General features: G+C 69.0%; 25 protein-coding genes, 1 tRNA gene and 1 other RNA gene. 14 read left to right on the top strand and 13 right to left on the bottom strand.

Annotated features, from left to right (window positions below; all coding sequences use genetic code 11):
* Positions 1-23 precede the first annotated feature (23 nt).
* From AC1VNH_RS01690 to AC1VNH_RS01670, 5 genes are all read right to left on the bottom strand, one after another.
* Entirely contained in the window at positions 24-620 is a 597-nt protein-coding gene (locus AC1VNH_RS01690) for a copper resistance CopC family protein (RefSeq protein ID WP_483109604.1), read from the bottom strand.
* A gap of 108 nt (positions 621-728) precedes the next feature.
* On the bottom strand, positions 729-1,346 hold the full coding sequence (locus tag AC1VNH_RS01685; RefSeq protein ID WP_483109603.1) for a hypothetical protein: 618 nt from the start codon (positions 1,344-1,346) through the stop codon (positions 729-731).
* A gap of 48 nt (positions 1,347-1,394) precedes the next feature.
* The gene (locus AC1VNH_RS01680; protein ID WP_483109602.1) at positions 1,395-4,394 is read right to left on the bottom strand and encodes a bifunctional [glutamine synthetase] adenylyltransferase/[glutamine synthetase]-adenylyl-L-tyrosine phosphorylase; all 3,000 of its coding nucleotides are present in this window, start codon (positions 4,392-4,394) and stop codon (positions 1,395-1,397) included.
* A 7-nt stretch (positions 4,395-4,401) separates the two neighbouring features.
* Positions 4,402-5,739 carry a glutamine synthetase family protein gene (locus AC1VNH_RS01675; RefSeq protein WP_243227958.1) on the bottom strand — a complete coding sequence of 446 codons (1,338 nt, stop codon included), beginning with the start codon at positions 5,737-5,739 and terminating at the stop codon, positions 4,402-4,404.
* A gap of 61 nt (positions 5,740-5,800) precedes the next feature.
* The gene (locus AC1VNH_RS01670; RefSeq protein ID WP_344230789.1) at positions 5,801-5,986 is read right to left on the bottom strand and encodes an SPOR domain-containing protein; all 186 of its coding nucleotides are present in this window, start codon (positions 5,984-5,986) and stop codon (positions 5,801-5,803) included.
* 68 nt (positions 5,987-6,054) lie between these two features.
* Between AC1VNH_RS01670 and ppgK the strand changes: the two genes are divergently transcribed.
* Positions 6,055-6,852, top strand: a complete 798-nt coding sequence (ppgK, locus tag AC1VNH_RS01665) for a polyphosphate--glucose phosphotransferase (RefSeq protein WP_243227960.1) — start codon at positions 6,055-6,057, stop codon at positions 6,850-6,852.
* A 1-nt stretch (position 6,853) separates the two neighbouring features.
* Here the strand turns inward: ppgK and AC1VNH_RS01660 are convergent, their stop codons facing one another.
* Complete coding sequence (locus tag AC1VNH_RS01660; protein WP_483109601.1) at positions 6,854-7,543, bottom strand: DJ-1/PfpI family protein; 690 nt, start codon at positions 7,541-7,543, stop codon at positions 6,854-6,856.
* 80 nt (positions 7,544-7,623) lie between these two features.
* Here AC1VNH_RS01660 and AC1VNH_RS01655 point away from each other — a divergent pair, with 80 nt between their 5' ends.
* Positions 7,624-7,911: a DUF6966 domain-containing protein gene (locus AC1VNH_RS01655; protein ID WP_483109600.1), complete on the top strand. Its 288-nt coding sequence runs from the start codon at positions 7,624-7,626 to the stop codon at positions 7,909-7,911.
* 18 nt (positions 7,912-7,929) lie between these two features.
* Here the strand turns inward: AC1VNH_RS01655 and rnpB are convergent.
* The 3 genes from rnpB to AC1VNH_RS01640 form a co-directional block, all read right to left on the bottom strand.
* Positions 7,930-8,290: RNase P RNA component class A (rnpB, locus tag AC1VNH_RS01650), an RNA gene on the bottom strand.
* 14 nt (positions 8,291-8,304) lie between these two features.
* A complete protein-coding gene (locus tag AC1VNH_RS01645; protein WP_483109599.1) occupies positions 8,305-9,957 on the bottom strand; it encodes a bifunctional 3'-5' exonuclease/DNA polymerase in 1,653 nt (550 codons plus the stop codon).
* 19 nt (positions 9,958-9,976) lie between these two features.
* Positions 9,977-10,708, bottom strand: a complete 732-nt coding sequence (locus tag AC1VNH_RS01640) for a zinc ribbon domain-containing protein (protein ID WP_483109598.1) — start codon at positions 10,706-10,708, stop codon at positions 9,977-9,979.
* Between the two features lie 142 nt (positions 10,709-10,850).
* On the opposite strand from AC1VNH_RS01640, the gene AC1VNH_RS01635 reads away from it, so the two are divergent.
* The 5 genes from AC1VNH_RS01635 to AC1VNH_RS01615 all read left to right on the top strand — a co-directional run bounded on the left by AC1VNH_RS01635 (position 10,851) and on the right by AC1VNH_RS01615 (position 15,089).
* The gene (locus AC1VNH_RS01635; RefSeq protein ID WP_483109597.1) at positions 10,851-11,657 is read left to right on the top strand and encodes an ABC transporter ATP-binding protein; all 807 of its coding nucleotides are present in this window, start codon (positions 10,851-10,853) and stop codon (positions 11,655-11,657) included.
* 48 nt (positions 11,658-11,705) lie between these two features.
* Positions 11,706-12,710 carry an aliphatic sulfonate ABC transporter substrate-binding protein gene (locus tag AC1VNH_RS01630; RefSeq protein ID WP_483109596.1) on the top strand — a complete coding sequence of 335 codons (1,005 nt, stop codon included), beginning with the start codon at positions 11,706-11,708 and terminating at the stop codon, positions 12,708-12,710.
* Positions 12,711-12,738: 28 nt separating this feature from the next.
* Entirely contained in the window at positions 12,739-13,557 is an 819-nt protein-coding gene (locus AC1VNH_RS01625; RefSeq protein WP_243227965.1) for an ABC transporter permease, read from the top strand.
* A 240-nt stretch (positions 13,558-13,797) separates the two neighbouring features.
* On the top strand, positions 13,798-14,319 hold the full coding sequence (locus AC1VNH_RS01620) for a hypothetical protein (protein ID WP_483109595.1): 522 nt from the start codon (positions 13,798-13,800) through the stop codon (positions 14,317-14,319).
* Between the two features lie 116 nt (positions 14,320-14,435).
* A complete protein-coding gene (locus tag AC1VNH_RS01615) occupies positions 14,436-15,089 on the top strand; it encodes a PKD domain-containing protein (protein WP_483109594.1) in 654 nt (217 codons plus the stop codon).
* 72 nt (positions 15,090-15,161) lie between these two features.
* Here the strand turns inward: AC1VNH_RS01615 and AC1VNH_RS01610 are convergent, their stop codons facing one another.
* A complete protein-coding gene (locus AC1VNH_RS01610; RefSeq protein ID WP_483109593.1) occupies positions 15,162-16,388 on the bottom strand; it encodes a multidrug effflux MFS transporter in 1,227 nt (408 codons plus the stop codon).
* A gap of 54 nt (positions 16,389-16,442) precedes the next feature.
* On the opposite strand from AC1VNH_RS01610, the gene AC1VNH_RS01605 reads away from it, so the two are divergent.
* Positions 16,443-16,916, top strand: a complete 474-nt coding sequence (locus AC1VNH_RS01605; protein ID WP_483109592.1) for a MarR family winged helix-turn-helix transcriptional regulator — start codon at positions 16,443-16,445, stop codon at positions 16,914-16,916.
* Between the two features lie 33 nt (positions 16,917-16,949).
* Here the strand turns inward: AC1VNH_RS01605 and AC1VNH_RS01600 are convergent, their stop codons facing one another.
* A complete protein-coding gene (locus tag AC1VNH_RS01600) occupies positions 16,950-17,390 on the bottom strand; it encodes a DUF2000 family protein (RefSeq protein ID WP_483109591.1) in 441 nt (146 codons plus the stop codon).
* A gap of 48 nt (positions 17,391-17,438) precedes the next feature.
* On the opposite strand from AC1VNH_RS01600, the gene AC1VNH_RS01595 reads away from it, so the two are divergent.
* A complete protein-coding gene (locus AC1VNH_RS01595) occupies positions 17,439-18,215 on the top strand; it encodes a helix-turn-helix transcriptional regulator (protein ID WP_483109590.1) in 777 nt (258 codons plus the stop codon).
* A gap of 90 nt (positions 18,216-18,305) precedes the next feature.
* Here AC1VNH_RS01595 and AC1VNH_RS01590 read toward each other — a convergent pair whose 3' ends face one another.
* Complete coding sequence (locus AC1VNH_RS01590; protein WP_483109589.1) at positions 18,306-19,043, bottom strand: hypothetical protein; 738 nt, start codon at positions 19,041-19,043, stop codon at positions 18,306-18,308.
* A 240-nt stretch (positions 19,044-19,283) separates the two neighbouring features.
* Positions 19,284-19,356 (bottom strand) — tRNA-Val (locus AC1VNH_RS01585).
* 169 nt (positions 19,357-19,525) lie between these two features.
* Here AC1VNH_RS01585 and aceE point away from each other — a divergent pair.
* The 5 genes from aceE to AC1VNH_RS01560 all read left to right on the top strand — a co-directional run bounded on the left by aceE (position 19,526) and on the right by AC1VNH_RS01560 (position 25,800).
* Positions 19,526-22,252, top strand: coding sequence for a pyruvate dehydrogenase (acetyl-transferring), homodimeric type (aceE, locus tag AC1VNH_RS01580; RefSeq protein WP_483109588.1), 2,727 nt, complete (start codon positions 19,526-19,528; stop codon positions 22,250-22,252).
* Between the two features lie 2 nt (positions 22,253-22,254).
* Complete coding sequence (locus tag AC1VNH_RS01575) at positions 22,255-23,478, top strand: PucR family transcriptional regulator (RefSeq protein ID WP_137416865.1); 1,224 nt, start codon at positions 22,255-22,257, stop codon at positions 23,476-23,478.
* Between the two features lie 85 nt (positions 23,479-23,563).
* Positions 23,564-24,484, top strand: coding sequence for an ACP S-malonyltransferase (locus AC1VNH_RS01570; RefSeq protein WP_483109587.1), 921 nt, complete (start codon positions 23,564-23,566; stop codon positions 24,482-24,484).
* Complete coding sequence (locus tag AC1VNH_RS01565; protein WP_483109586.1) at positions 24,481-25,485, top strand: beta-ketoacyl-ACP synthase III; 1,005 nt, start codon at positions 24,481-24,483, stop codon at positions 25,483-25,485. Before AC1VNH_RS01570 ends, AC1VNH_RS01565 begins: the two co-directional genes overlap by 4 nt.
* Before the next feature lie 66 nt (positions 25,486-25,551).
* On the top strand, positions 25,552-25,800 hold the full coding sequence (locus AC1VNH_RS01560; RefSeq protein WP_019182110.1) for an acyl carrier protein: 249 nt from the start codon (positions 25,552-25,554) through the stop codon (positions 25,798-25,800).
* Positions 25,801-25,829 lie beyond the last annotated feature (29 nt).

Below are 25,829 nucleotides of genomic sequence, written 5' to 3'. Positions count from 1 at the left end.
TTTCAAAAGCGGGACGACCGAGCTCAGTGCTCGGTGTCGTCCGTGCCACGCGTGTCAGAGCGGCGGCGAAGGAAGAGGATGAGTGCGAAGAGCGCGACGGCGATGCCCGCGCCCGCGGCGCCGACGAACGCGATACGCAGCGCTCCGGCGTTCTCCTGACCGGCCTCATCGGCCGTCGGATCGTCTGCTTGTGCGGCCTGACCGTCCGCCGTCGGCGCCGTCGGCTGCGCCGTGTGCTCGAGAGGCGTTCCGTCGCCGATCGTGAACGGTACGGTGCCCGCGATCGGGTGCCCGTCCGACGACACCACACGCCACCGCACTTCATATCCCGCATCCGGCATGTCCGGCTGCAGATCGACGCTGACGGTCTGGCCGGCGAGCATCGGCTCGGTGGCGGCCCAGTCGCGCCCGTCGGCGTCGGCGACGATGACCGCGGCGCCGGTGTCGAGCACGTCGGCGGAGAAGGTCAGCGTGACCTGCGTCGGCGCCTCGGCGAGTCGTTGCGCGGTGTCGGGCGTGGAGGACAGAAGTTCATCGTGAGCGGACGCGGGAGCGGCCACCGCCAAGACGGCGGCGAACGCCACCACGATCCCCGCGACGATACGTCGCGACAGGGACATGGGACACCTTTCGACAGCGACGCGCGGACGCGCCGCACCACACGGGACGCCTGACAGAACGACAGGCGGAAGCGCAACACACGACGCGAGTGCGTCGTGGAGGCGTGATCAGACCGTGTGCAGGTGCGGCGGGCCGCGTCGGGCGATGTCTCGGAGGAAGAGCCTGTGACGTAGCGGACGCCGCCGTGCGCAGGCAACAGAGGGGAAGCGCGGAGCATCGATGTCGACGTCCGCGACGACGAGCGCGAAGCGGATGCGGAAGCGCCCGACCAACGTGCGCGCCAGCTCGATCAGCGCACGCACGCATCGTTCTCCGCGATGCAGCGCGAGGATCGTCACCACGGCGGCGACGGCGTGACCGACCCACATCGCCGGGTCGCCGTGCAGGGCGTCGACCGTGCCGACGCTCGACGAGGGCATCGCCGCACCCATGCCGTGCATGGCGTGATGGTCCTGTCCCACCCCCGGCACGGCGAAGGACCCCAGCACGAAGAGGGTGTGGAACAGTGCCTGGCTGAGCACGACCGCCACCGACAGTCGCCAGACCGACAGGCGACGCCCGGCGAGGACCGTACAGACGGCGAGCGACAGCACGAAAGGAATCACGATGCCGAGCCACCCCGGCACGGCGCCGCCGGCACTCACGTGAGACAGGAGTGCGACGAAAGTCGCGACGGCCGCAGACGTCGCCCCGCGCAAGAGGCGGGGAAGACGGGAGCTGCGCACGAGCCTATTCTCGCAGCCGCCGACGCGTCGCTCGACCCTCGCCGCCGCTCATCCGTAGAACTGCTTCTCGAACACTCGGCGTGAGAGGCGGGCCGCCCGCATCCAGTCCTCCTCGACCCGGGAGGCGGAGCGCGGCGGATACTCCAACAGACGCCCGATGCCGTCCAAGCGCCGCCGGTCGGCGGGGAGGACGTCGCTCGTCTGGGCCGACAGCAGGGTGTTCGCCGAACGCAGTCGACTGGCCAACCGCCAGGCCTCGTGAAGACGCGGCACGGCGCTCTCGGGCAGCAGCCCCGCCTCCCCGGCGGTGCGCAGCGCATCCGTCGTCGAGGTCGTGCGCAGCGCCGGCACCGCATGGGCGTGCTGCAACTGCAGTAGCTGCACGAGCCACTCCACATCGCTGAGGCCACCGGGACCGAGCTTGAGATGACGTGAGGGGTCCACGCCCTGCGGGAGCCGCTCGCTCTCGACGCGCGCCTTGATGCGCTTGATCTCGCGCACACCCTGCGGGTCCGCGCGCACCGGATACCGCACCTCGTCGGCGAGTTCCGTGAACGCATCGATGAGTTTCACGCTGCCCGCGACGCCCCGGGCGCGCAGCAGCGCCTGCGCCTCCCACGACAGCGACCAGCGACCGTAGTACTCCGCGTACGAGTCCAGCGATCGCACGAGCGGGCCGTTGCGCCCCTCGGGGCGGAGGTCTGCGTCGAGATCGAGCGGAAGGCGGTGGTCTTCGGAGTGCGTGCGCAGCCCTTGGACGAGCTTGAGCGACAGTGCGTGCGCGCGTTCCGGGTCGATGCCGTTCGGCCGGTACACGTACAGCACGTCCGCATCCGACCCGAAGCCCAGCTCCCGCCCGCCGAAGCGCCCCATGGCGATGACGGAGAAGTCGAGCGCGTCGTCCTCTGGCGGGACGACGTCACGACGCACGGCCCGGAGCGTCGCTTGGATCGTCACCTCGGTGATCGTGCTGAGCGAATCGGCGAGCTCCTCGATCGTGAGCACACCGAGTACGGCGGCCATCGCGGTGCGCAGCAGCTCGCGACGTCGGAGCGCGCGCACGAAGGGCATCGCGTCGTCCAGACTGTCGTGCCGTGTCTGGATCGCGCGGGCCTCGGTCTGCAGCGCGACACCGCTGCGCGGGCGCAGGAGCTCGGGATCGTCGAGCCACGCCGCCGCTTCCGGAATCCACTCCATCAGCTCGCCGATGTAGCGCGAGCCCGACAGCACGCGGGTAAGGCTTTCGGCAGCCGCCGACGAGTCGCGCAGGAGGCGCAGGAACCACGGGGTGTCCCCCAGCCGCTCGCTGATGCGACGGAAGGCGAGCAGCCCATAGTCGGGGTCGACGCCGTCCGCGAACCACCGGATCATGATCGGCATGAGATGGCGCTGGATCGTCGCCTTGCGGCTGATCCCGCTCGTCAGCGCCGCGATGTGTCGGAGCGCACCGGCGGGGTCCTGGAACCCGATCGCTGCCAGGCGATCGTGCGCCTGCGCAGCGGACAGCGTGCGCTCGCCCTCCGGGAGCGCCGCGACGGCCGACAGCAACGGTCGGTAGAACAGGCGGACGTGGATGTCGCGCACCTCACGCTTGACCCGCTCCCACTCCGCCGTGACGCCGGCGGCACTGTCGGCGACGCCGCTGGCGCGCGCGAGCACGCGGCGGTCGTCGTCCTTCTCGGGCATGAGGTGCGTGCGGCGCAGTCCCCGCAACTGCAGCCGATGCTCGAGCACACGCAGGAACCGATAATCCCGGGCGAAGGCAGCAGCCTCGGCGCGGCCGATGTACCCCTCCGCGACGAGCGCATCCAACGCGTCGAGCGTGCCGCGCTGACGGATGCGGTCGTCGGTGAGCCCGTGCACGAGCTGGAGCAGCTGCACGGTGAACTCGATGTCGCGGATGCCGCCGGGACCGAGCTTGATCTGCAGCGGAACCTCGTGCGCGGGGATGTGATCCGTGACGCGCTCCCGCATCCGCTGCACGCTGTCGACGAAGTTCTCGCGCGCGGCGCTCGTCCACACTTTGGGCTGCACAGCGGCGACGTACTCGCGTCCGAGCTCCAGGTCGCCGGCGAGCGGCCGCGCCTTCAGCAGCGCCTGGAACTCCCAGCTGCCTGCCCAACGGTCGTAGTACGAGAGGTGGGACTCGAGGGTTCGCACGAGCGCCCCCTGCTTGCCCTCCGGGCGCAGGTTCGCATCGACCTCCCACAACGGCGGTTCGACCTCGATCCCCGAGATGCCCTGCATCGTCTGCACGGCGAGGCGCGTCGCGATGTCGATGAGACGACTCGCGCCCCACTTCTCCTCGGCGCCCTCGGCGGCACCGCAGACGAAGATGACGTCGACGTCGCTGACATAGTTCAGCTCGCGAGCGCCGGTCTTTCCCATGCCGATGATCGCGAGGCGCGTCGCCGCCACTTGCTCCCGGGGAAACAGCCCTCCCGGTCGGCCCTGCGAGATGCGCGTGCGGGCGACACTGAGCGATGCCTCGAGCGCGGCGCCCGCCGCGTCCGCGAGTGCCGCAGCGACCTCGGGGAGCACGTCGATCGCATCCGGCGCCCGCAGATCGAATGCCGCGATGCGAGCCAGCAGCCGCCGGTAGCGCACGCGCAGTGCGACCCAGGAGGATTCGTCCCCGGATGCGGCGAAGCCGTCCTCGGCGCCGACCGACTCCTGCAGCTCCCGCTGCATCTCATCCGCCCGGGGCAGGATCTCGCCCGCCGTCGCGAGGTCTGCGAGCTCTTCGGGGTGGCGCAGATAGAACTCGCCGAAGCCGTCCGAGGCGCCGAGGAGCAGCCAGAACACGCGGCGCGCGTGCGGATCGCGCAGCGTCGCCGTGACAGCGTCCGGGTCACGTCGTGCGATCCTGCTCGCGCTGCGCAGCGCGCCGTCGGGATCGGCGGCGTGTCCGAGGTCGGCGATCACCTCGCCGCGGCTCAGAGCCAGTAGCTCGACGAGCTCGTCGAACGCCTGCTCGGCCGCTTCGAGGTCGCCGAGCCCGAGCCGGACGAGGTCCGTTCGGCTCGAGGAGCGCTCCGTGCCGGCCATCGCCGGCTCAGAGCATCTCGAGGTTGCTCTGCAGCTCGAAGGGCGTCACCTGCGAACGGTAACCCGCCCACTCGCGGCGCTTGTTGGCCAGCACATAGGTGAAGACGGTCTCGCCCAGCGTCTCGGCGACGAGCTCGGACTCCTCCATGTACTGCAACGCCTGGTCGAGGCTCGCCGGCAGCGGCGCGTATCCGAGCGCGCGACGCTCGGAATCGGTGAGCGACCACACGTTGTCCTCGGCCTCGGGCGGCAGTTCGTAGCCCTCCTCGATGCCCTTCAGACCCGCAGCGAGCATGAGAGCGTACGCGAGGTACGGGTTGGCGGCCGAGTCGAGGGCGCGGTACTCGACACGCGAGGAGCCGCCCTTGTTCGGCTTGTACAACGGCACGCGCACGAGGGCCGAGCGGTTGTTGTGGCCCCAGCTGATGAAGCTGGGGGCTTCGTCGCCGCCCCACAGGCGCTTGTAGGAGTTCACAAACTGGTTCGTCACCGCCGAGATCTCGTTGGCGTGACGCAGCAGGCCGGCGATGAACTGACGGCCGACCTTGGAGAGCTGGTACTGCGCGCCCTCTTCGTAGAAGGCGTTGTGGTCCCCCTCGAACAGCGACATGTGCGTGTGCATGCCGCTGCCGGGCTGCCCGCTGAGCGGCTTCGGCATGAACGTCGCGTAGACGCCTTGCTCGATGGCCACCTCCTTGATGACCGTGCGGAACGTCATGATGTTGTCGGCGGTGGCCAGCGCGTCGGCGTAGCGCAGGTCGATCTCGTTCTGACCCGGACCGCCCTCGTGGTGGCTGAACTCGACCGAGATGCCGAGGTCTTCCAGCATCCTCACCGAGCGGCGTCGGAAGTCGTGCGCCGTGCCGCCGGGGACGTTGTCGAAGTAGCCGGCGGAGTCGACCGGCTCGGGCCCGTCCGGACCGTAGGTCGAAGACTTCAGCAGGTAGAACTCGATCTCGGGATGCGTGTAGAAGGTGAACCCGGCATCCGAGGCCTTCGCGAGCGTGCGCTTGAGGACGTGACGCGGATCGGCGACCGCGGGCTGACCGTCGGGCGTCGTGATGTCGCAGAACATGCGCGCGGTCGGGTCGATCTCGCCGCGCCACGGGAGGATCTGGAAGGTCGTGGGATCAGGATGGGCGAGCAGGTCGGATTCGAAGGTGCGTGTGAGGCCTTCGATCGCAGAACCGTCGAAGCCGAGTCCCTCGGTGAAGGCTCCCTCGACCTCTGCGGGGGCGATCGCCACCGACTTCAGCGTTCCGATGACATCGGTGAACCAGAGACGGATGAACTTGACGCCGCGCTCTTCGATCGTGCGCAGTACGAAATCGCGCTGCTTGTCCATGCTTTTCCTCCCGGCCCCGCGGGGCCCGATCACGTGGTGGGGGTGCGCTCCGAGCGGCGCGTCAGTCGTCTTCGCGGGCGTCGTCAGCCGCCCACTGCGCGGAGCGCTGCTTGATCAGCTCGGGGGCGTTCGCCGCTTCTTCGGCGGTGTCGAACGGGCCGGCGCGGTCGATCGCCGGGGACTCGAAACCTCGCTCCACCTCGCCGGTGGTGAGGTTGTACCAGTACTTCTCGCTGTCTTCGCTCACGGCAGACTCCTCATCGCTCTCGAGACGATCCTACTGATCGCGACCCGTGTGCTGGATAGGCTGAACTCATGGCAGCAGAGAAGTCTCGCGCGGTGGGTATCGACATCGGCGGAACCGGCATCAAGGGTGGAATCGTCGACCTCGAGAAGGGCGAACTGATCAGCGACCGGATCAAGGTGTCCACACCTTCGGGCGCAGAGCCGAAGGACGTTCTGGATGCGGTGCGCAGCGTGCTCGACACGCTCGACGTCGCAGATTCCGACTACCCACTCGGCGTCGCCTTCCCGGCGATCGTGAAGAACGGTCGCACACTCTCGGCGGCGAACGTCTCGGACAAGTGGATCGACTTCCCCGCCGAGGAGTTCTTCGAAGAGGGCCTCGGCCGCGACATCCACTTCGCCAACGACGCGGATGTGGCCGGCGTCGCCGAGATGCGCTTCGGCGCCGCGAAGGGCGTCGACGGGCTGACCATCCTCACGACGCTCGGCACGGGCATCGGCTCGGCCGTCATCTACAACAATGTCCTCATCCCCAACAGCGAGCTCGGCCACCTGCAGCGCGCGAAGCACGGCAAGGACGCCGAGGCGTACGCCGCCTACTCCGCGATGGAGCGCGACGAACTGAGCTGGGAGGCGTGGGCGGAACGCCTGCAGTGGTACTACTCGCACGTCGAGTTCCTGTTCAGCCCCGACCTGTTCATCGTCGGCGGCGGCGTCTCGAAGCACGCGGACAAGTTCCTGCACCTTCTCGAGCTCCGCACGCCGATCGTCCCCGCCGTGCACCGCAACAACGCGGGCATCATCGGCGCGGCAGCGCTCTCGCTGGGCGTCGAGCCGGACCTCGAGGAGACCGTCACCGGTCAGTGATTCACGCTCCGGCAAGCCGGGCAGCGGCGCGCTCGACGGTCTCCAGCCGAGTCGTCCTCGCCCACGCCGTCATCATGTCGACGTGAGCGGGATCGGCATCCGTCCCGTCGGGCGAGCCGGCGTCGAACGGCGGTTGTGGGTCGTACTCCATCGCGAGCTGTACAGCCTGGGCCGTCGGCGCGTCGAAGACCTCCGCGGCGACCGTCAGAGCGAAATCGATCCCACTGGTCACGCCGCCGCCCGTGATGACGTCGCCGTCGCGAACCACGCGCGCTCGTTCCGGGATCACGCCGAGCACCTCGAGCATCGGGTGCGATGCCCAGTGCGTCGTCGCCCGTCGACCCTGCAGCAGGCCCGCCGCACCCAAGACGAAGGAGCCCGTGCACACGCTCGTGACGTATCGCGCGTGACGCGCCTGCTCGCGGACGAAGTCGAGGGCCTCGGCGTCGTCCAAGAGGTCGAAGGCGCCCTGCCCGCCCGGAACCATGAGGACCTCCGCCTGGGGTGCGTCCGCGAACGACACCGTCGGCAGAATGGAGAACCCCGCGTCGGTCGCCACCGGCTCGATCCGATGCCACGCGAGATGACTCACCGCGCCGGGAAGGCGCGAGAAGACCTCCACGGGTACCGTCAGATCGAGCTGCGTGACCGACGGGAACAGCAAGGACACGAAGTGCACGGTGTCTGGCATGGCTTCGATGGTGGCCGAAACCCCGCCGCGCCGCGAGTCTTCGTCGCGTGACGAGCCCGCCGACATGCAAGACTCACCTCGTGGATGCCGCAACATCGCTGGAGCAGTCCCTGCGGGAGCTCATCGCGCTGCTCACCTCGGTGGGCGAGACCTACTGGGCGCAGTGGGCGGCGCGCGCCGCCGACCGCATCGCCGCGGGCGGCGATGCCGGCGACGTGCGCGGAGTGTTCGGCGGGATGGGCAGCTTCAGCGATCTGGTCATACATCCGGCCAACGGCCATGCCGTCGCAGACGATCAGGTCGCGGCGGTGAACCGGCGCCTCGACGAACTCCGCGAGAGGATCTACGCCGAGTCGCAGGCGGTCTAGAGCGCTCGACGGGCGGGGCGAATGGGCCGGCCTGTACGCCGGGTTCTGTCCGGGGGCTATCGCCCCGTGGACGGTCATCTCTCTCGGCGACACGTTGCCGTGCCGCTCCAGCGGCCTACCCGGGGACTCGGCGAGCCGCGTCATCATCCCCTGTCTGGCCTTGCTCCGGACGAGGTTTACCTTGCGGGTCGTGTCACCACGACCCCGGTGGTCTCTTACACCACCCTTTCACCCTTACCCGGGCCGAAACCCGGGCGGTCTGCTCTCTGTGGCACTGTCTCGCGGATTGCTCCGGGTGGGTGTTACCCACCGCCCTGCCCTACGGAGCCCGGACGTTCCTCGGCGCGGTTACCCGCGACGCGACCGTCCAGCCGACCCATTCGCGTGTCGAGTCTACCGGGGCTGAGCCGCATCGTCCGGCTCCTGTCGGATGACCTCGACATCGAGCGGGAAGTCGATCGGGAACGTGCCGAACAGCAGGCGCCCTGCCGCCTCGGCGGCCTCGGCCACCGCCCGCGCGGCCGCGTCCGCCAGTTGCTCCGGCGCGTGCACCATGACCTCGTCGTGGAGGAAGAACACCAGATGCGCGCGATCTGCGAACGCCGGCCCGGATGCGGATGCGGGCGGTCCTGATGCCGCCGGCAGTGCGTCCAGGCGCCGCCGGATCTCGGCGAGCCAGCACAGCGCCCACTCCGCCGCGGTGCCCTGCACGACGAAGTTCCTCGTGAAGCGGCCACGTTCGCGCGCAGCGCGCAGCGCACCCTCGCGAACGCCCGGCTCCGCATCCACCTCGCTCGCGCGCGCCTGCAACGCAAGCCACGGCGCCTCCGCGTCGGGTGTGCCGCGTCCGAGCCAGGTGGCCACCCCGCGGCCGTCTTCCCCGGCGACCGCCGCGTCGTCGACGAGGGCCATCGCCCTCGGGAACGTCTTGCGCAGACGCGGTACGAGGCGTCCACTGTCGCCGGTGGTCGCGCCGTACATCGCCCCGAGGACCGCGTACTTCGCCTCCTCACGGGTCGCGACCGCGCCGGTGGCGACGATCCCCTCGTACAGGTCCCGCCCGCGCGCCGCCTCCGCCATCCTCGTGTCGCGGGACATCGCGGCGAGCACACGCGGCTCGAGCTGGGCCACATCCGCATCCACGATGACCCACCCGGGATCGGGGCGCACGGCCGGACGCAGCTGCCTCGGGATCTGCAGTGCTCCCCCGCCGCTCGATGCCCAGCGACCCGTCACGACGCCTGCCGGCACGTATACGGGGCGAAAGCGGTCATCGCGTACCCACTCGTCCAGCCACGCCCAGCCGTTCGCCGTGTAGAGCCTCGCGAGCTTCTTGTACTCCAGAAGCGGCTCCACCACCGGATGCTCGATCTGAGCCAGCTCCCACTTGCTCGTCGAGCCCACCGTCAACCCGGCCCGATGCAGCGCCCGCAGCACCCGCGGCGGGGAGTCCAACGAAAGCGACGCGTCACCGAGTGCCGCGCGTACCCGTTCACCCACCTCGCGCATCCGGTCGGGCGCACCGCCCGCCACGGGGCGACGACCGAGCGTGTCGACCAGGATCCGCTCGTGTGTCGCGCGATGCCAGGGCAGGCCCGCGGCGTGCATCTCGGCGGCGATCAGCGCGCCCGCGGACTCCGCCGTGATGAGCAGCGTCAATCGCCCCGGATCGTGCGATGCGCCGATGACGCCCTGCTGAGCGCGCCACTCGGCCTCGACCTCATCGAGATCGAAGGCGGGCACCTGGTCGAACGCGAACAGCGTCTCCCCGCCGTCGTTCGCGGTCGGGGCGAGATCCCACCGGTCACTCGCGCTCCACGGCACGCTCGCGGGGCTCAGCGGGCTGTGGCGCAGGATGCGGCGGGCCAGCCGCACGTCCCACGCGCGCGCCACGCGATCCCCCGCCTGGAGGATCACCGGATAGCTCGCGGCAGTATCGGCCCACACCCAGCGGGTGGGCGTCGGCGCGTCGCCGGACACATCACGGACGCCGTCGGCCGCGACGATCCGCCAGGACAACGACGGCGAGCTTTCGCGGCCGGTCATCTCATCGGACCGCGGCGGCTCACAACCCCGATTCGGCGGTGCGCACGAGGATGCAGCCGCACTCGGGGCATGTCGCCACGACGTCGTCGGCGACCTGCCTCAGGGCTGCGAGGTCGGTGCCGGAGAGCATCATGTGGCACCCGCCGCAGGTGCGGGCCTGGAAAAGGGCCGCCCCGGCCGAGCGCGTCGCGAGCTTTTCGTACAGCGCGAGGAGCTGCTCCGGAACGGAGCCGGCGACGGCGGCGCGGTCGCGGCCGAGCTGCTGCTCGAGCGCCGACGCGGCTTCCACCGTCTCCTTCGCCTCCGCCGAGAGGCGCGATCCCTCGTCGTTGTTCGCGGCCACCAGCTGTTGCTGCTCGGCGACGGCCGCTTCCGCGGCTTCGAGACGCTCCATGAGCTCGAGCTGCGCCTCCTCGAGCTCGTCCTGACGACGGGTGAGAGACGCGAGCTCGCGCTCGAGGCCGACGGCGTCCTTGGCGCTCGCCGTCTTCTGCAGCAGCTCCTCATCGCGCTGACGTCGCGCGACGACCAGCGCCACATCGCCCTCCACACGCCGCAGCTCCACGGCGACGTCGTCGACGACGTTCTGGCGCGCGGCGAGCTCCTGCGCGAGCTGCTGCTTAGCCTTCACGAGCTCGCCGATGCGAGTGGCCTGCGGCGGATTGCGTCGGGCGTGATCGGCCTGCGCACGGCGGGCGTCGATGTCGGCGAGGTCCAACAGGCGCAACTGGTCAGCGTGGGCGGCGTTCACCCCTCCAACCTACGCCAGCGCACCGTGCACCGCGGCGGCGCTGCGGTGACGGCTTGTTACCTCGCGTGTCGGCCGGTGTGCTCCGGCCCGCGAGGCTCGTTAGTTTCGGGACTCGACCCCCGCCCGCCCCGAGGAGCCCGTCATGAGCACCGCCGTCGCCACGAACCGCGTCCACCCGGATGCGGCAGCGCCCGCATCCCGTCTGCAGTTCGACGGCCTGGGGCGCACCTTCGGCACGCACGTCGTGCTGGACGGGATCGACCTGACGGTCGAGCCGGGCGAGCTGGTCGCCATCCTCGGCGCCTCCGGCTCGGGAAAGTCGACGTTGCTGCGCATCGCGGGCGGCCTCGATCGCGCGAGCGAGGGGTCGGTGTCGATCGACGGTCGGCCTGTCGCTGCCCACGACGCCCGCGTCGCCATCGGCTTTCAGGAGCCGCGGCTGCTGCCATGGAGATCCGTCTCGGAGAACATCGCACTCGGGCTCGGTCCCGGCCTCTCGCGCGACGAGCGCTCTCAGCGCATCGGATCCCTGCTCGAGCTCATCGGGCTCACCGCCTTCGCGAACCACCGTCCGCGCGAAATCTCCGGCGGGATGGCACAGCGCACCTCGCTCGCTCGCGCGCTCGCGCGACGCCCCGGCGTGCTCCTGCTCGACGAACCGTTCGGCGCTCTCGATGCGCTGACAAGACTCAAGATGCAGGATCTCCTGCTCTCGATCCTCGACGAAGCGCCCACGACGACGCTTCTGGTCACGCACGACGTCAACGAGGCCCTGCAGGTCGCCGATCGGGTGATCGTTCTCGGCGTCGAGCCGGGTTCGGCGGGTGCCCGCATCCAGCGCCTGGTGACGGTTCCCGGAACCCGCCCGCGCGACCGCGGCTCAGCCGAACTCGCCGAGCTCCGTGCCGATCTGCTCGGCGCGCTCGGTATCGATCGCCACGCGCACTGACGCCTTCCCTTCCGCACCCTTCCTTTCCACAGCAATCGAGAGGCCCTCATGTCCCGCTCACGCCGTTTCCTCGGTGCCTTCGCCGGCTTCGCCGTCGCCGCCGTCGCCCTGTCGGGCTGCGTCGCCGGCGAGGATGCTCCCGCTGCCGCGGGCAGCGACGCCGCCGCATCCGACGTCACCATCAAGCTCGACTGGGCGACCTATAACCCGCTCAGCCTCATCATCAAGGATCAGGGCTGGCTCGAGGCCGACGGCTACAACGTCGAGTGGGTGCAGTCGCTGGGCTCGTCGAAGGCGAACGAGGCCCTGCGCGCCGGCGCCATCGACTTCGGTTCGACGGCGGGCTCGGCAGCGCTGCTCGCCCGCTCCAACGACGTGCCCCAGCAGATCGTCGACGTCGTCGCACAGCCCGAGTGGTCCGCGCTCGTGGTGCCCGCCGACTCCGACATCACATCGGTCGCAGATCTGAAGGGCAAGTCGGTCGCTGCAGCCCTGGGCACCGACCCGTACTTCTTCCTCGTCCAGGCTCTGGAGGCGGAGGGCCTGTCGATCGACGACGTCACCGTGCAGAACCTCATCCACGCCGACGGCTGGGCCGCGCTCCAGGGCGGATCCGTGCAGGCATGGGCGGGTCTCGACCCGATCATGGCGTCCGCAGAGGCCAGCGGTGCAAAGCTGCTTTACCGCAACCTCGACTTCAACTCGTACAGCGTGCTGAACGCCACCGAATCGATCATCAAGGACCACCCCGAGATCGTGCAGGTCGTCGTCGACGCGTACGAGCGTGCACGTGCGTGGGCACTGGATAACCCCGACAAGACGGCGCAGATCCTCGCCGATGCCGCCTCGATCGATCTCGCCGTCGCCCAGAAGGTCATCGACGAGCGTGAGGGCCTCGATGTCGATCCGGTGCCCGGCTCCGCGCTGTCGAGCGTGCTCGCCCCGATCGGCGCGATCCAGGTCTCGCTGGGCGACGTGAAATCGCAGGACAAGGTCGACCAGGCGCTTGACACCCTGTTCGCGCCGGAGTTCGCCGAGAAGGCCAAGGGCTGACGCCCGCGGCCGAGAGGACGACACGACGATGAGCACGACCGGCACCCCTGCACGCACGTCACAGACCGCATCCGCACCCGGACCGCTGTCACGCCGCAGCGTGCGCACCCTCCTGGGCTGGGTGGTGCCGGTCGTCCTCATCGCGCTGTGGTTCCTGCTGACGAACCCGGCGGCACCCATCGTGCCGGCGTACAAGTTCCCGAGCCCCGAGGCCGTCTTCACCGCGGGCGTGGACCTCGCCCAGCGGGGTGAGTTGTGGCAGTTCACCGCCATCTCGCTGCAGCGCGTCGTCATCGGATTCACCGCCGGTGCGCTGCTCGGCATCTCACTCGGCGGTCTCATCGGGCTGTCGCGATTCTGGGACGCGCTGCTCTCCCCCACGCTCGGCGTCATCCGCGCCGTGCCGAGCCTCGCGTGGGTCCCGTTGCTCATCGTGTGGTTCTTGGTCGGCGAGCAGTCGAAGATCATCCTCATCGCGATCGGCGCGTTCTTCCCCGTCTTCACGACGGTCTCGCTCGCGCTGCGTCACGTCGACGCACAGCTCGTCGAGATGGGTCGCTCGTTCGGCTACACCGGCCTGCGCCTGTTCTTCACGGTGCAGCTGCCCGCGGTTCTGCCCGCGCTCTTCTCCGGTCTGCGCCTGGCGCTCGTGCAGGCGTGGCTCTTCCTCGTGGCGGCCGAGCTCCTCGGCGCATCCATGGGCCTCGGGTTCTTGCTCCTGCGCGGCCAGAACAACGGCCGCGTCGATCAGATCGTGCTCGCCATCATCCTGCTCGCGGTCATCGGCAAGCTCACCGACTCCCTGCTTGCGGTCTTGCAGAAGTGGGCCGTCCGCCGCTGGGGTTGACCTCTCCTCCCCCACTCGCGGCACTGCAGAAGGCCTGCCGGTCGGCGCGGTGCGCGCATCCGTCGCACGCCTGTCGGAGATTCCGTGTCCCGTCGGAGGTTTGCGCCTGAATCCTCCGACATCGGCGGGAATCTCCGACGGTCGGAACGTCGACCGCGCGCACGAGTAAGCAGATGCGGGCAGCCGGTCGGCTGTGGATAAGCCCTGCCGACACTCGATGTCCGCCGCTACCGTGGCGACATGTTCCGGCGTCACGTCTCGATTGCGGCCATGATCGGCCTGTTCGCGACGTTGACCCTCGCCGGCTGCACGACGCCGTCGCCCGAGCCGACGACCACACCGAGCGGCTTCGCCACCGAGGCCGAAGCCTTCGCCGCCGCAGAGGCGACCTACCGCGCGTACATCGATGCGCTGAACCAGGTCGATCTCAGTGATCCCGCCACCTTCGAGCCGGTGTACGAGCTGACCTCTGGAGAACTCAACGCATCGGAACGCGAAAGCTATTCGCAACTGCACGCTGAGGGCAACACGATCACTGGGAAGATCACTTACTCCAATGCTGAGCTGTTGGACAGGAGCGACAACCTCGCGACGATCGCCGTTTGTCTGGATGTCTCTGAAGTCGACGTTCTTGACTCGGACGGATCCTCGATCGTGCCCGACTCTCGTCCCGATATTCAGTCGGTCGCGGTCGATGTCGATCTCGCGATCGCAAAGCTCCTTGAGATACGTCCTAGCGAGATTGCTGGCCGATGTTTGTAAGTGCGACATTCAACGCGGCCTTGCTCCTCGCGGGATTGCTTCTAGCGACTTCGAATCCAGGTTGCGCCGGAGCCCCGTCGGTGCTGGGCGGGTGCGCCAGCACAGACGGCACGTCGGTGATCGTGGAGGGGTCGCAGACGCAGCCGGGAACGAATGGCGGCGGATCGGAGTGGATCCCCACGGGCGGCAACGGGGGCGGTGGAGCGACCCCCGCGGAGCCTGCGAACCCGTACGGCATGGACCTCCTCTACGACCACATTCCGCAGGACGAGCCGACGGAGGAGATTCCCGCTGTCACTGTGGCGGACCTCGCGGCGTTCACTCCGCAGCGACCGTCCTTCGCCGCGGAACCGGCGGGTCTCGGCGTTGCAGGGCTGCCCACCAACGTCATCGCGGGAGCGTCCGAGCACACGATCGCGGGCACACTGTTCGACCGCCCCGTGACGGTGCGATTCACTCCGGTCGCGTACCGGTTCGACTACGGCGACGGCAAGATCGGCACGTCGTCGACGGGCGGCGCCCCGTGGGCGGCCCTCGGACAGGCTCAGTTCACGCCGACCCCGACGAGCCACACCTATGGCGCGCCCGGGAACTACACGATCGCCGTGAGCGTCGCCTACGCCGCCGTGGTCGACTTCGGCGTCACGACACGAGCCGTCAATGGAACCGTCACTGCGAACGCCGCGCCGCAGACGCTGCGCGTCCTCGAGGCCCGCACGGCACTCGTGGACAAGACGTGCGCGCAGAATCCCCGAGGTCCCGGCTGCTGAGCCCGAGGAAGGTGCCGACATTCCCATGACGGCACCTTCCTCCCCACGGCTTCGCTCGAGGCCGGCCTGCCGTCAGGGACGGTCGCGACGTGCCGCGAGCAGTCCGCCCACGGCGATGAGTGCGGCCGAGAGCATCGTGAGAGCGAGCGGCAGGGTCGTGTCCTCGCCCGCGATGCCGACCACACCTGCCACGACGCCGGCGAGGACGAACTGAAGCAGACCGAGGAGCGCCGACGCGGTGCCGGTGGCCGCATGTGGCACCGCCGACAGGGCGAGCGCGGTGGCGTTGCCGAAGACAAGTCCCAGAGGCGCGATCGCGAAGAACATCGGCACCAGCATCCACGCGGCAGGGACTGCCAGCAGCGTGAACATGAGGACGACGAGCACCGCGGCCAGGCTCACGAGCAGTCCCGTGAGCGCGAGCGTCGAGGTGGATACGCGTCCGGCGAGACGGGCCGATGCTCCGGTGACGACGACGATACCGATCGCGTTGATCGCGAAGGCGATCCCGTAGCCCAGCGGGGTGAACCCCATCATGTCCTGGTACACGAACGGCGACGCCGAGATGTAGGCCATCATGATCGACATGCCGCAGGCGAAGGCGAGCAGATTCCCCGAGAAGGAACGCGAACGGAGCACGCTCCACGCCGTCGGTCGCGCCGCACCGGCCGAACTCTGTCGTGCGCTACGCGGACGGGTCTCCCGCACGAAGAGGAGTGTGGAGACGAAGGCCACTGCGCCCAGACCCGCGAGGATCCCCAGCAGCCCTCGCCAGCCGAGCGCCTCGGCAAGAAGACTCCCCGCCAGTGGAGCCACGACCGGCGCAACCCCTCCGATCAGCATCATCACGTTCAGTGCGCGCGCTGCTGCGACACCGCGTGCGCGGTCCAGGATCATCGCCCGACCGAGAACCATCCCCGCGGCACCGCCCAACCCCTGGACCAGTCGCGCGGCGACCAGGATCTCTACGCTGCCCGCGAAGACGGAGACGACACTCGCGACGAGGAACACCCCGAGCCCGATCAAGAGGGGCAGCATCCGCCCGACACGATCCGACCACGGCCCGAAGATCACCTGCCCCAAGCCGGCGCCGACGAGGAAGGCGGTCAGCGAGAGTTGCACCCCCGTCGCGTTGGTAGCCAGATCCACTGTCATCTGCGGGAACGCCGACAGATACAGATCCGTGCCGAACGGAGCCACCGCTGCCAAGACGGCCAGCGTGATCAAGAACGAGCCGGCGATCCGCCCCGTGTCGCCCCGCGCTCCCGGCGCGCTCTTCCGCGTCAAGACTTCAGTCATCCAGGAACATCCATTCTATTCTGAAAACATAGTTATGGATGTAGAATAACGCACATGACAAGCAGCCCCGAAGCCGGGACCGAACCGCGTCGTCGCGAACTGGCGCCCGTCGTCGAACTCGCCGATGCCGTGCTGCACCTCGCCCGAAGGCTCGGCAGCCATCGCTTCGCCGACCCCGGCATCGTTCCGCTCAGTCAAGTCGAACGGCTGGTGCTCCAGTACGTGAATCGGAATCCCGGTGTGACCCCGTCCGAACTCGCGCACGACCTCGCGCTGCGATCCTCGAACGCGAGCACCGCGCTGAACGGATTGGTCAAGAGCGGTCAGCTGCGCCGGGAGGAGGACCCCGCCGACAAGCGAGCCGTGCGGCTGTACATCACGAAGGCCGCAGAGGAGAGCATTCGACTGGTCCACCGCGAATGGCAGGCACTCTTCGCCGCCGCACGCATCAGCGACTCGGCGCTCCGAGATGCGGCGCAGACCCTGCACACGCTGGACGCAGCCATGGACGAGTCCACGACACGGTGAGCCGAGGCGCCTGGATGCCGGTCGTTCCGAACATCAGGCGTGCATCCGAGCACCCTTCACGATGCGGTCCACGACGTTCTTCGGTCCACGCATGGCGACGCCGACGAGATCGAGCTGGGCGGTCGGGACCGAGGCTACCGCCGCACGGTTCGCCGCGTCGTGCCCGGACGCGAACAGCTCGGCCGTGTAGATCGCGAGCGGCACCTCACGCCGCAACGCGCGTTCCCTCGCCGCCGCCAACGTCGCCGCGTCCGCGGACATCACCACCACAGGTTGACGGAGCATCGGAAGATACTCGACCCCGTCGCCGTCTCGATACGGCTCGCCGGTCAGCCCGGGTTCGATCGTTGCGACGCCCGACATTAGGAAGGCCGTGACGTTCAGCTCCTGCCACGCAAGGAGGTCCTCGCGCAGCACGACGACGACCTTCGTATCGAAGCGGACAGGGACGGATGCGGAATCATCGGAAGTCACCGGTTCATCGTCGCGCCGCGACGGTGGCGGGTCTTGTACGTTTCTTGCATGACCGAGCGGGTGAGGGCGTGGCGTCCCGGCGTGCCGCTCGTCCAAGAGGTCTTGCACGCGACGTTCGCCGAGCACGCGTATCCCGCGCACACGCACAATGCCTGGACCGTGCTGTCGATCGACACGGGCGCGGTGGTCTACGACCTCGACGGTCGACGTCAACATGCGGACGCGTCGAGTGTGACGATCCTGCCTCCGCACATTCCGCACGACGGGCAGTCCGAGACGCGCGGAGCGGCCTTCCGCAAACGCGTGCTCTACCTCGAGGAGTCCTGGCTGCCCGCGGGGCTGATCGGGTCGTCCGCCCGGCGCCCATCACTCACCGGGGCCCATCTGCGCGCCGTGCTCGAACAGATCCATCGTTCGCTCCGCACGCCCGGCGACTCGCTCGTCGCGGAAGGCAGCGTGCTGCGTCTCGGCGATCTGATCCAGCAACAGTTGGGTGCCGAGATCGTGACACGCGCCGATGCACCGCTCGCTCGTCGGCTGCGGTCCCTTCTCGACGACCGCCTCACCGACGCGTTCACCATCGACGAGGCGGCCGGTATGCTCGGCACCCACCCCAGCCACCTCGTGCGGGTGTTCTCGCGGGCGTACGGCATCCCTCCGCACCGATATGTCATCGGCCGCCGCATCGACCGTGCGCGGCATCTCCTGCTCGCCGGCGTATCGCCGGCGGACACAGCGGCCCTGAGCGGGTTCCACGATCAGGCGCATCTCACCCGCCACTTCCGGCGCACGCTCGGCACCACCCCGGCCGCCTTCGCGGCCTGACCGATAGACGCGCCGGCATCCCACGCCGAATGTGGACCGGATCCGGAGAGGTTCGAAGAGGTCCGCGAACGGCTCGCCGAGCCGCCTGAATCAGCGGGTCACACCGAGCTGGGCAGCCAGATCGCGGAACTTCTTGTCGTCGCCGCTCGCGCCGAACAGAGTGTCCACATCGATCGTGATCGTCAGCGGTTCCTCCCCGGCGACCTCGACCTCGATCGGGTAGGTGCCCGCGAACGCCATGACGCGCGGTGATGCTCCGGCGAGATTCGAGAACGCTGCTGTCACATCGACGCCGTTCACGCTGTAACGGGTGCCTTCGGGCAGCAGGGATGCGTCGGCCGCGTCGAATCCCGCACGCGCCGTGTCGACGAGGAACACCCAGTGGTCAGGGACGCCGTTCGCCGCCTTCACGAATTCGAGCTGAATGCTCTCCGTGCGCTCGCTCTCCCCGACCGCGTACGTCACCTCGACGTCGGCGCGATCACCGTCGTCAGAGACCTGCGGTTCGCCGACCTCCCTGAGCGTCGGCCTGTCCGCGAGGGATTGATACGCGGCGTCGTCGATGAATGGCGCATCCCTCGCCGATTCGTCGAACGGGAGGTCGGTCATCCGCACCGCAGCGCCGGAATCTCCGGCGGTGAGATAACCGAAGAACGTCTCGACCACCCCGGGAATCGCGGCTGCGTTCAGGTCCACCGGTCCGACGGGTTCCACCTCGGGCGATGAACACGCGGTGATCGTCATGGCGAGCGACAGCACGGCCCCCGCCAGCGCAGGGTGCCCTCGTCGAGATCTTGTCGCACCGCCGCGTGCACGCTCGTACGCCATCGTGATCCCCCTTCTCACCGTGGCTCGATAGTGCCATCTTCGACGCGCGCGAATCACGCCGTTGTCAGGATGTGGAGTGATGCGATATCGCCTTCGCGACGCGCGGGGCCCCTCGCTCGGTGGGCCTCCCCCTTGCTACCCCGCACGTCGCCTTCGCGACGCGCGGGGCCCCTCGCTCGGTGGGCCTCCCCCTTGCTACCCCGCACGTCGCCTTCGCGACGCGCGGGGCCCCTCGCTCGGTGGGCCCTGCCGGGATCGAACCGACGACATCCACGGTGTAAACGTGGCGCTCTACCAGCTGAGCTAAAGGCCCTTCCTGAACAGTCTAGGCGGCGGCGTGGGCGGCCCGTGCCGCGATGTCACCCGTGGGCGTCTACACACTCGCTAAGCTGGACGATGGTGCATTTGTCCACTGCCGACAAGGCTCGCACCAACCCGATGGTTCCTTCCGGCAAGACCTGCCGTGTGATGAAAGGCGTCTCGTGACTGTCAACCAACAGGATCCGTACTCGCAGGGCCCCCTCGACAGCGATCCGGAAGAGACCGCGGAATGGCGCGAGTCGCTGGAGCAGCTCGTCCAGGCGAAGGGCCGCGGTCGCGGTCGCGAGATCATGCTGAGCCTGCTCCAGGATTCGCGTGAGCTTCACCTCGGTGTGCCGATGGTTCCCACCACCGACTACATCAACACGATCGCCCCCGAGAACGAGCCGGACTTCCCCGGCGACGAGGAGATCGAACGTCGCTACCGTGCATGGATCCGCTGGAACGCAGCCATGACCGTGCACCGCGCGCAGCGCCCGGGTATCGGCGTCGGCGGACACATCTCGACGTACGCGTCCTCGGCCGCGCTCTACGAGGTCGGTTTCAACCACTTCTTCCGCGGACTCGACGACCCCCACGGCGGCGACCAGGTCTTCTTCCAGGGCCACGCCTCGCCCGGCATGTACGCACGGTCCTTCCTCGAGGGACGCCTGAGCGAACAGCAGCTGGACGGGTTCCGCCAGGAGAAGTCGGCAGCACCGCTCGGGCTTCCCTCGTATCCGCACCCGCGCCTGCTGCCCGAGTACTGGCAGTTCCCCACCGTCTCGATGGGCCTCGGCCCCATCAACGCCATCTACCAGGCGATGACGAACAAGTACCTCACCAACCGCGGCATGAAGGATCTGTCCGACTCGCACGTCTGGGCGTTCCTCGGCGACGGCGAGATGGATGAGGTCGAGAGCCGTGGTCAGCTTCAGGTGGCCGCGAACGAGGGTCTCGACAACCTGACCTTCGTCGTCAACTGCAACCTGCAGCGCCTCGACGGACCCGTCCGCGGCAACGGCAAGATCATCCAGGAGCTGGAGAGCTTCTTCCGCGGTGCCGGCTGGAACGTCATCAAGGTCATCTGGGGCCGTGAGTGGGATTCGCTGCTCGCCAACGACGACCAGGGCGCCCTGCTCAACCTCATGAACGTCACCCCGGACGGCGACTTCCAGACATACAAGGCCGAGAACGGCGCGTACATCCGCGAGAACTTCTTCGGTCGCGACGAGCGCGCCGCAGCCCTGGTCAAGGACTACACCGACGACCAGATCTGGAACCTCAAGCGCGGCGGCCACGACTACCGCAAGGTCTACGCGGCGTTCAAGGCGGCCGTCGAGCACAAGGGCCAGCCGACCGTCATCCTCGCGCACACGATCAAGGGCTACGGCCTGGGTCCGCACTTCGAGGGCCGCAACGCGACCCACCAGATGAAGAAGATGACCCTCGACGACCTGAAGCACTTCCGCGACGCGATGCACATCCCGGTCTCGGACGCGCAGCTCGAGGAGAACCCGTACCAGCCTCCGTACTACAACCCCGGAGCACAGGACGAGACCATCCGGTACATGGTCGAGCGCCGTCGTCAGCTCGGCGGCTTCCTGCCCGAGCGCCGCACCACGCACGTCGGCCTCGAGCTGCCGGACGACAAGGCCTACGCGCTGCCCAAGAAGGGTTCGGGCACGCAGGAGATCGCCACGACCATGGCGTTCGTGCGCCTGCTGAAGGATCTGCTGCGCGTCAAGGACTTCGGCGAGCGGATTGTCCCGATCATCCCGGACGAGGCACGCACGTTCGGCATGGACGCGTACTTCCCGACGGCGAAGATCTACAACCCGAACGGCCAGAACTACACCTCGGTCGACCGCGAGCTGCTCCTGGCGTACAAGGAGAGCCCGCAGGGCCAGATCATGCACGTCGGCATCAACGAGGCCGGCGCCATGGCGGCGTTCACCGCCACGAGCACCGCGTATGCGACGCACGGCCAGCCGCTCATCCCGGTCTACATCTTCTACTCGATGTTCGGCTTCCAGCGCACGGGCGACGCCCAGTGGGCCGTCGGCGACCAGATGGGCCGCGGCTTCATCATCGGCGCCACTGCCGGTCGCACGACGCTGACCGGTGAGGGACTGCAGCACGCCGACGGTCACTCGCACCTGCTCGCCTCGACGAATCCGGCAACCGTCTCCTACGACCCGGCCTACGGGTACGAGATCGCCCACATCGTGCGCTCGGGCATCGACCGCATGTACGGCGGCAACCACCCCGACCCGAACGTCATGTACTACATCACGGTCTACAACGAGCCGATCGTGCAGCCGGCCGAGCCGGAGGGTGTCGACGTCGACGGCATCGTGCGCGGCATCCACCGCATCTCCGAGGGCTCCGGCGACGGGCACCGCGCGCAGATCCTGGCCTCGGGCGTCGGTGTGCCGTGGGCGCTCGAGGCGCAGAAGCTGCTCAGCGAGGACTGGGGAGTGAGCGCCGACGTGTGGTCGGTCACCTCCTGGTCCGAGCTGCGCAATGACGGCCTCGCCGCCGAGGAGCACAACTTCCTGAACCCGGACGCGGAGCCGCGCACCGCGTACCTGACCGAGAAGCTGCGCGACGCGCAGGGCCCGGTGGTGGGTGTCAGCGACTTCATGCACGCGGTGCAGGACCAGATCCGTCAGTGGGTCCCGGGCCGCTACCTGACCCTGGGCGCCGACGGTTTCGGCTTCTCCGACACCCGTGCCGCCGCACGTCGCTTCTTCAAGATCGACGGTCCCTCGATCGTCGTGCGCACCCTGCAGGGCCTGGTGGACGAGGGGCGTCTCGACCGCTCCGTCATCGCTCAGGCGATCGAGAAGTACCGTCTGCACGACGTGAACGCCGGAACTTCCGGCAACGCCGGCGGCGAGAGCTGAGAATGAGCCGATCCCCGGAGTCGTCGTCGGACAAGACGGAGACACTCGCCTGGTTGCGACGCATCTCCGGGGATCTGGCCACGGTCACTCTCAAGCGCCTCGAGGACACGCTGCCCTGGTACGCCGACATGCCGCCGGCCCGGCGGTCGTCGGTGGGCCTCGTGGCCCAGGCCGGCATCACGTCGTTCATCCAGTGGTACGACGACCCGACGGCGACGCCGTGGATCGCAGCGGACATCTTCGCGGCGGCTCCCCGCGAGCTGCTGCGGTCGGTGAGCTTGCAGCAGACCCTGCAGCTCATCCGCGTGACCGTCGAGGTCACCGAGGAGCGCGTCGCGGGTCGCGGTGAGGATCTCCGCGAGGCGATCCTGCTCTACTCGCGCGAGCTCGCCTTCACGGCGGCCGACGTCTACGCGCGCGCCGCGGAGGCCCGCGGGCTCTGGGATGCACGCCTCGAGGCGCTCGTGGTCGATTCGATCCTCACCGGCGAAGCCGACGAGGAGCTTCCGAGCCGCATCGCCGCGCTGGGGTGGCACGGGCACGGTGAGGTCTCCGTCCTGGTCGGCACGACCCCGCCGCAGTTCGATGTCGACCAGTTGCGGCGCATGGCCCGCAAGCTCGGCGTCGACGTCCTCGTGGGCGTGCAGGGATCCCGTCTCGTGCTCGTGATCGGACGCACCGACGCCGACCACCGTGCGGGCGGGGACGAGCAGTCGGAACTGCCCTTCCCCGAGATCGCGCGGCGCCTCGAGCCCGGCTTCGGCACGGGCCACCTCGTACTCGGGCCCACCGTCCCCGCCCTCGTCGACGCGGGCCAGAGCGCGCGCGCCGCCCTCGCCGGCTTCGCCGTGGCCCGTGCCTGGCGCAACGCCCCCCGCCCCGTCGAGGCCGACGATCTGCTACCCGAGCGGGCGCTGGCGGGTGATCCGCTCGCCAAGCACACCCTCGTGGAGCGGATCTATCGTCCACTCAAGGCGCACAGCTCGGACCTGGTGACGACGCTGTGGAGCTACCTCGACAACGGCCGCTCGCTCGAGGCAACGGCGCGCGAGCTCTTCGTGCACCCCAACACCGTGCGGTACCGGCTCAAGCGCGTGTCCGACGTCATCGGCTGGGATGCGACAGGGCCCCGTGAGGCGCTCATCCTCCAGACGGCACTGGTTCTCGGGGCCATCGGAACCGACAACACGCGCCGTCGCGCCGCGGGGACACGCCGCCCGCGCTGATAATTGGCGGGTATCTGCAAAGGAACCCGCGTTTCTTGTCGCATGACATCCATACCCCCGTCGGGGAGATTGGCAGGATAGAACGGTGATCATCGGTCTCTTCCCCGGGCAGGGCTCTCAGACGCCCGGGTTCCTCTCACCCTGGCTTGAGCTGGACGGCGTCGCCGCTCGGCTCGACGAGCTCTCGGAGGCGGCGCAGGTCGACCTCGCCGCGGCGGGAACCGAGTGGGATGCCGATGCCATCCGCGACACCAAGGTGGCGCAGCCGCTCATCGTCGCTGCGAGCCTGATCTCGTGGCACGCGCTCGTCGCGCGCGCAGCCGGCCTTCCCGCCGGTGTCGCCGGACACTCGGTCGGCGAAGTCGCTGCCCTTGCCGCATCCGGTGTGATCGACGACGTGTCTGCCCTGCGCCTGGTCGGCGTCCGCGGGCGCGCGATGGCGGATGCCGCCGCGCAGGTCGAGACGGGCATGAGCGCCGTCCTCGGCGGCGACGAAGAAGCCGTCCTCGCCCGCCTCGCCGAGCTCGACCTCACCCCGGCCAACTACAACGGCGGAGGTCAGATCGTGGCCGCCGGCGCACTCGGCGCGCTCAGCGAGCTCGCGGCGGAGGCGCCTCGCGGCACCCGCGTCATTCCCCTGCAGGTCGCCGGCGCGTTCCACACGCGCTACATGGAGCCCGCGGTCGAGGCGCTTGCGGCCGCGGCGGCGGAGCTCACCGCATCGCATCCGACGCTCACGCTCTGGACGAACAAGGACGGCTCCGAGGTCACCGACGGGGCCCGTGCGCTCGACCTGCTGGTCGGCCAGGTCGCGTCGCCCGTGCGCTGGGACCTCGACATGGCTGCCTTCGCCGCGGCGGGCGTCACCGGCCTCATCGAATTCGCTCCCGCGGGCACCCTCACCGGGCTCGCCAAGCGCGGGCTGCGCGGTGTTCCCGCCGTCGCCGTCAAGACCCCAGACGACCTGGATGCGGCCGTCGCACTGCTCTCGGAGGAGAACGCATGACCGCCCCCACCCTGCGCCAGACCACCGGTCCGCAGTACACACGCATCCTCTCCTACGGCGCCGCCCGCGGCGAGAACGCCGTTCCCAACGACGACCTCATCGAACCGATCAACTCGAGCGACGAGTGGATCCGCCAGCGCACCGGCATCGTCACGCGCGTGCGAGCCAACGCGACCACGAGCGCCACGGACCTCGCCACGATCGCAGCGAAGGAGGCCGTCGAGCGCTCCGGCGTCTCTCCCGAGCTGATCGACCTCGTCATCGTCGCGACGATCAGCAACGTCCGCCAGACTCCCTCGATGTCGGCCGTCGTCGCCGACCGGATCGGCGCGAACCCTGCGGCGGCGTACGACTCGAACGCCGCGTGCGCGGGTTTCACCTACGGCGTCGCCCAGGCCGATGCGCTCATCCGCGCGGGCGTCGCGCACTACGCCGTCGTGATCGGCGCGGAGAAGCTTTCGGACGTCGTCGACCCCACCGACCGAACGATCTCGTTCCTGCTCGGTGACGGCGCCGGCGCGGTCGTCATCGGCCCGAGCGACTCCCCCGCGATCGGCCCCACCATCTGGGGATCCGACGGCTCGAAGGCGGATGCGGTGGGCATGGACGCCACTCTCGTCGAGTTCCGCGACGGCACCTCCCCCTGGCCGACGCTCCGGCAGGAAGGCCCCACCGTGTTCCGATGGGCCGTCTGGGAGATGGTGAAGGTCGCACGCCAAGCCCTCGAAGAGGCCGGCGTCACCGCCTCCGATCTCGCCGCCTTCGTGCCGCACCAGGCGAACATGCGCATCATCGACGAGTTCGCCAAGCAGCTGGGCCTGCCCGACACGGTCCTCATCGGCCGCGACATCGAGACCACGGGCAACACGTCGGCAGCCTCCGTGCCGCTCGCCACTCACCGCCTGCTCGAAGAGCATCCCGAACTCAGCGGCGGCCTCGCGCTCCAGATCGGCTTCGGCGCCGGTCTCGTATTCGGCGCACAGGTCGTCGTGCTCCCGTGAGCCGAGACCCCGCGCCTCTAGACTGATTCGCGGTCAACGCCCAGCCATATCGAACAAGGAGACATCATGGCTTTCACCACTGACGAGGTCCTCGCCGGACTCGCCGAGCTCATCACCGACGAGACCGGCATCTCGGCCGACGAGGTCGCGCTCGAGAAGTCCTTCACCGATGACCTCGACATCGACTCGATCTCGATGATGACCATCGTCGTCAACGCCGAGGAGAAGTTCGGCGTCACCATCCCCGACGACGAGGTCAAGAACCTCAAGACCGTCGGCGACGCCGTCACCTACATCACCTCGAACCAGGCGTGACCCCCTGCGGTGGGGGCGCACAGCCCCCA

Source organism: Microbacterium sp. KU4F (assembly GCF_056868075.1).
Note: the sequence above shows the minus strand (reverse complement) of the source record. Positions and strands in the feature narration are given on the sequence as shown.

Excerpts from the sequence above, each read along its gene's own strand:
- AC1VNH_RS01605 (WP_483109592.1), top strand. The coding sequence starts at position 16,443 with ATGACAAGCAGCCCCGAAGCCGGGACCGAACCGCGTCGTCGCGAACTG.
- AC1VNH_RS01635 (WP_483109597.1), top strand. The coding sequence starts at position 10,851 with ATGAGCACCGCCGTCGCCACGAACCGCGTCCACCCGGATGCGGCAGCG.
- AC1VNH_RS01610 (WP_483109593.1), bottom strand. The coding sequence starts at position 16,388 with ATGACTGAAGTCTTGACGCGGAAGAGCGCGCCGGGAGCGCGGGGCGAC.
- ppgK (WP_243227960.1), top strand. The coding sequence starts at position 6,055 with ATGGCAGCAGAGAAGTCTCGCGCGGTGGGTATCGACATCGGCGGAACC.
- AC1VNH_RS01560 (WP_019182110.1), top strand. The coding sequence starts at position 25,552 with ATGGCTTTCACCACTGACGAGGTCCTCGCCGGACTCGCCGAGCTCATC.
- AC1VNH_RS01660 (WP_483109601.1), bottom strand. The coding sequence starts at position 7,543 with ATGCCAGACACCGTGCACTTCGTGTCCTTGCTGTTCCCGTCGGTCACG.
- AC1VNH_RS01625 (WP_243227965.1), top strand. The coding sequence starts at position 12,739 with ATGAGCACGACCGGCACCCCTGCACGCACGTCACAGACCGCATCCGCA.
- AC1VNH_RS01630 (WP_483109596.1), top strand. The coding sequence starts at position 11,706 with ATGTCCCGCTCACGCCGTTTCCTCGGTGCCTTCGCCGGCTTCGCCGTC.
- AC1VNH_RS01575 (WP_137416865.1), top strand. The coding sequence starts at position 22,255 with ATGAGCCGATCCCCGGAGTCGTCGTCGGACAAGACGGAGACACTCGCC.
- AC1VNH_RS01590 (WP_483109589.1), bottom strand. The coding sequence starts at position 19,043 with ATGGCGTACGAGCGTGCACGCGGCGGTGCGACAAGATCTCGACGAGGG.
- AC1VNH_RS01645 (WP_483109599.1), bottom strand. The coding sequence starts at position 9,957 with ATGACCGGCCGCGAAAGCTCGCCGTCGTTGTCCTGGCGGATCGTCGCG.
- AC1VNH_RS01595 (WP_483109590.1), top strand. The coding sequence starts at position 17,439 with ATGACCGAGCGGGTGAGGGCGTGGCGTCCCGGCGTGCCGCTCGTCCAA.
- AC1VNH_RS01680 (WP_483109602.1), bottom strand. The coding sequence starts at position 4,394 with ATGGCCGGCACGGAGCGCTCCTCGAGCCGAACGGACCTCGTCCGGCTC.
- AC1VNH_RS01675 (WP_243227958.1), bottom strand. The coding sequence starts at position 5,739 with ATGGACAAGCAGCGCGATTTCGTACTGCGCACGATCGAAGAGCGCGGC.
- AC1VNH_RS01565 (WP_483109586.1), top strand. The coding sequence starts at position 24,481 with ATGACCGCCCCCACCCTGCGCCAGACCACCGGTCCGCAGTACACACGC.
- AC1VNH_RS01690 (WP_483109604.1), bottom strand. The coding sequence starts at position 620 with ATGTCCCTGTCGCGACGTATCGTCGCGGGGATCGTGGTGGCGTTCGCC.
- AC1VNH_RS01620 (WP_483109595.1), top strand. The coding sequence starts at position 13,798 with ATGTTCCGGCGTCACGTCTCGATTGCGGCCATGATCGGCCTGTTCGCG.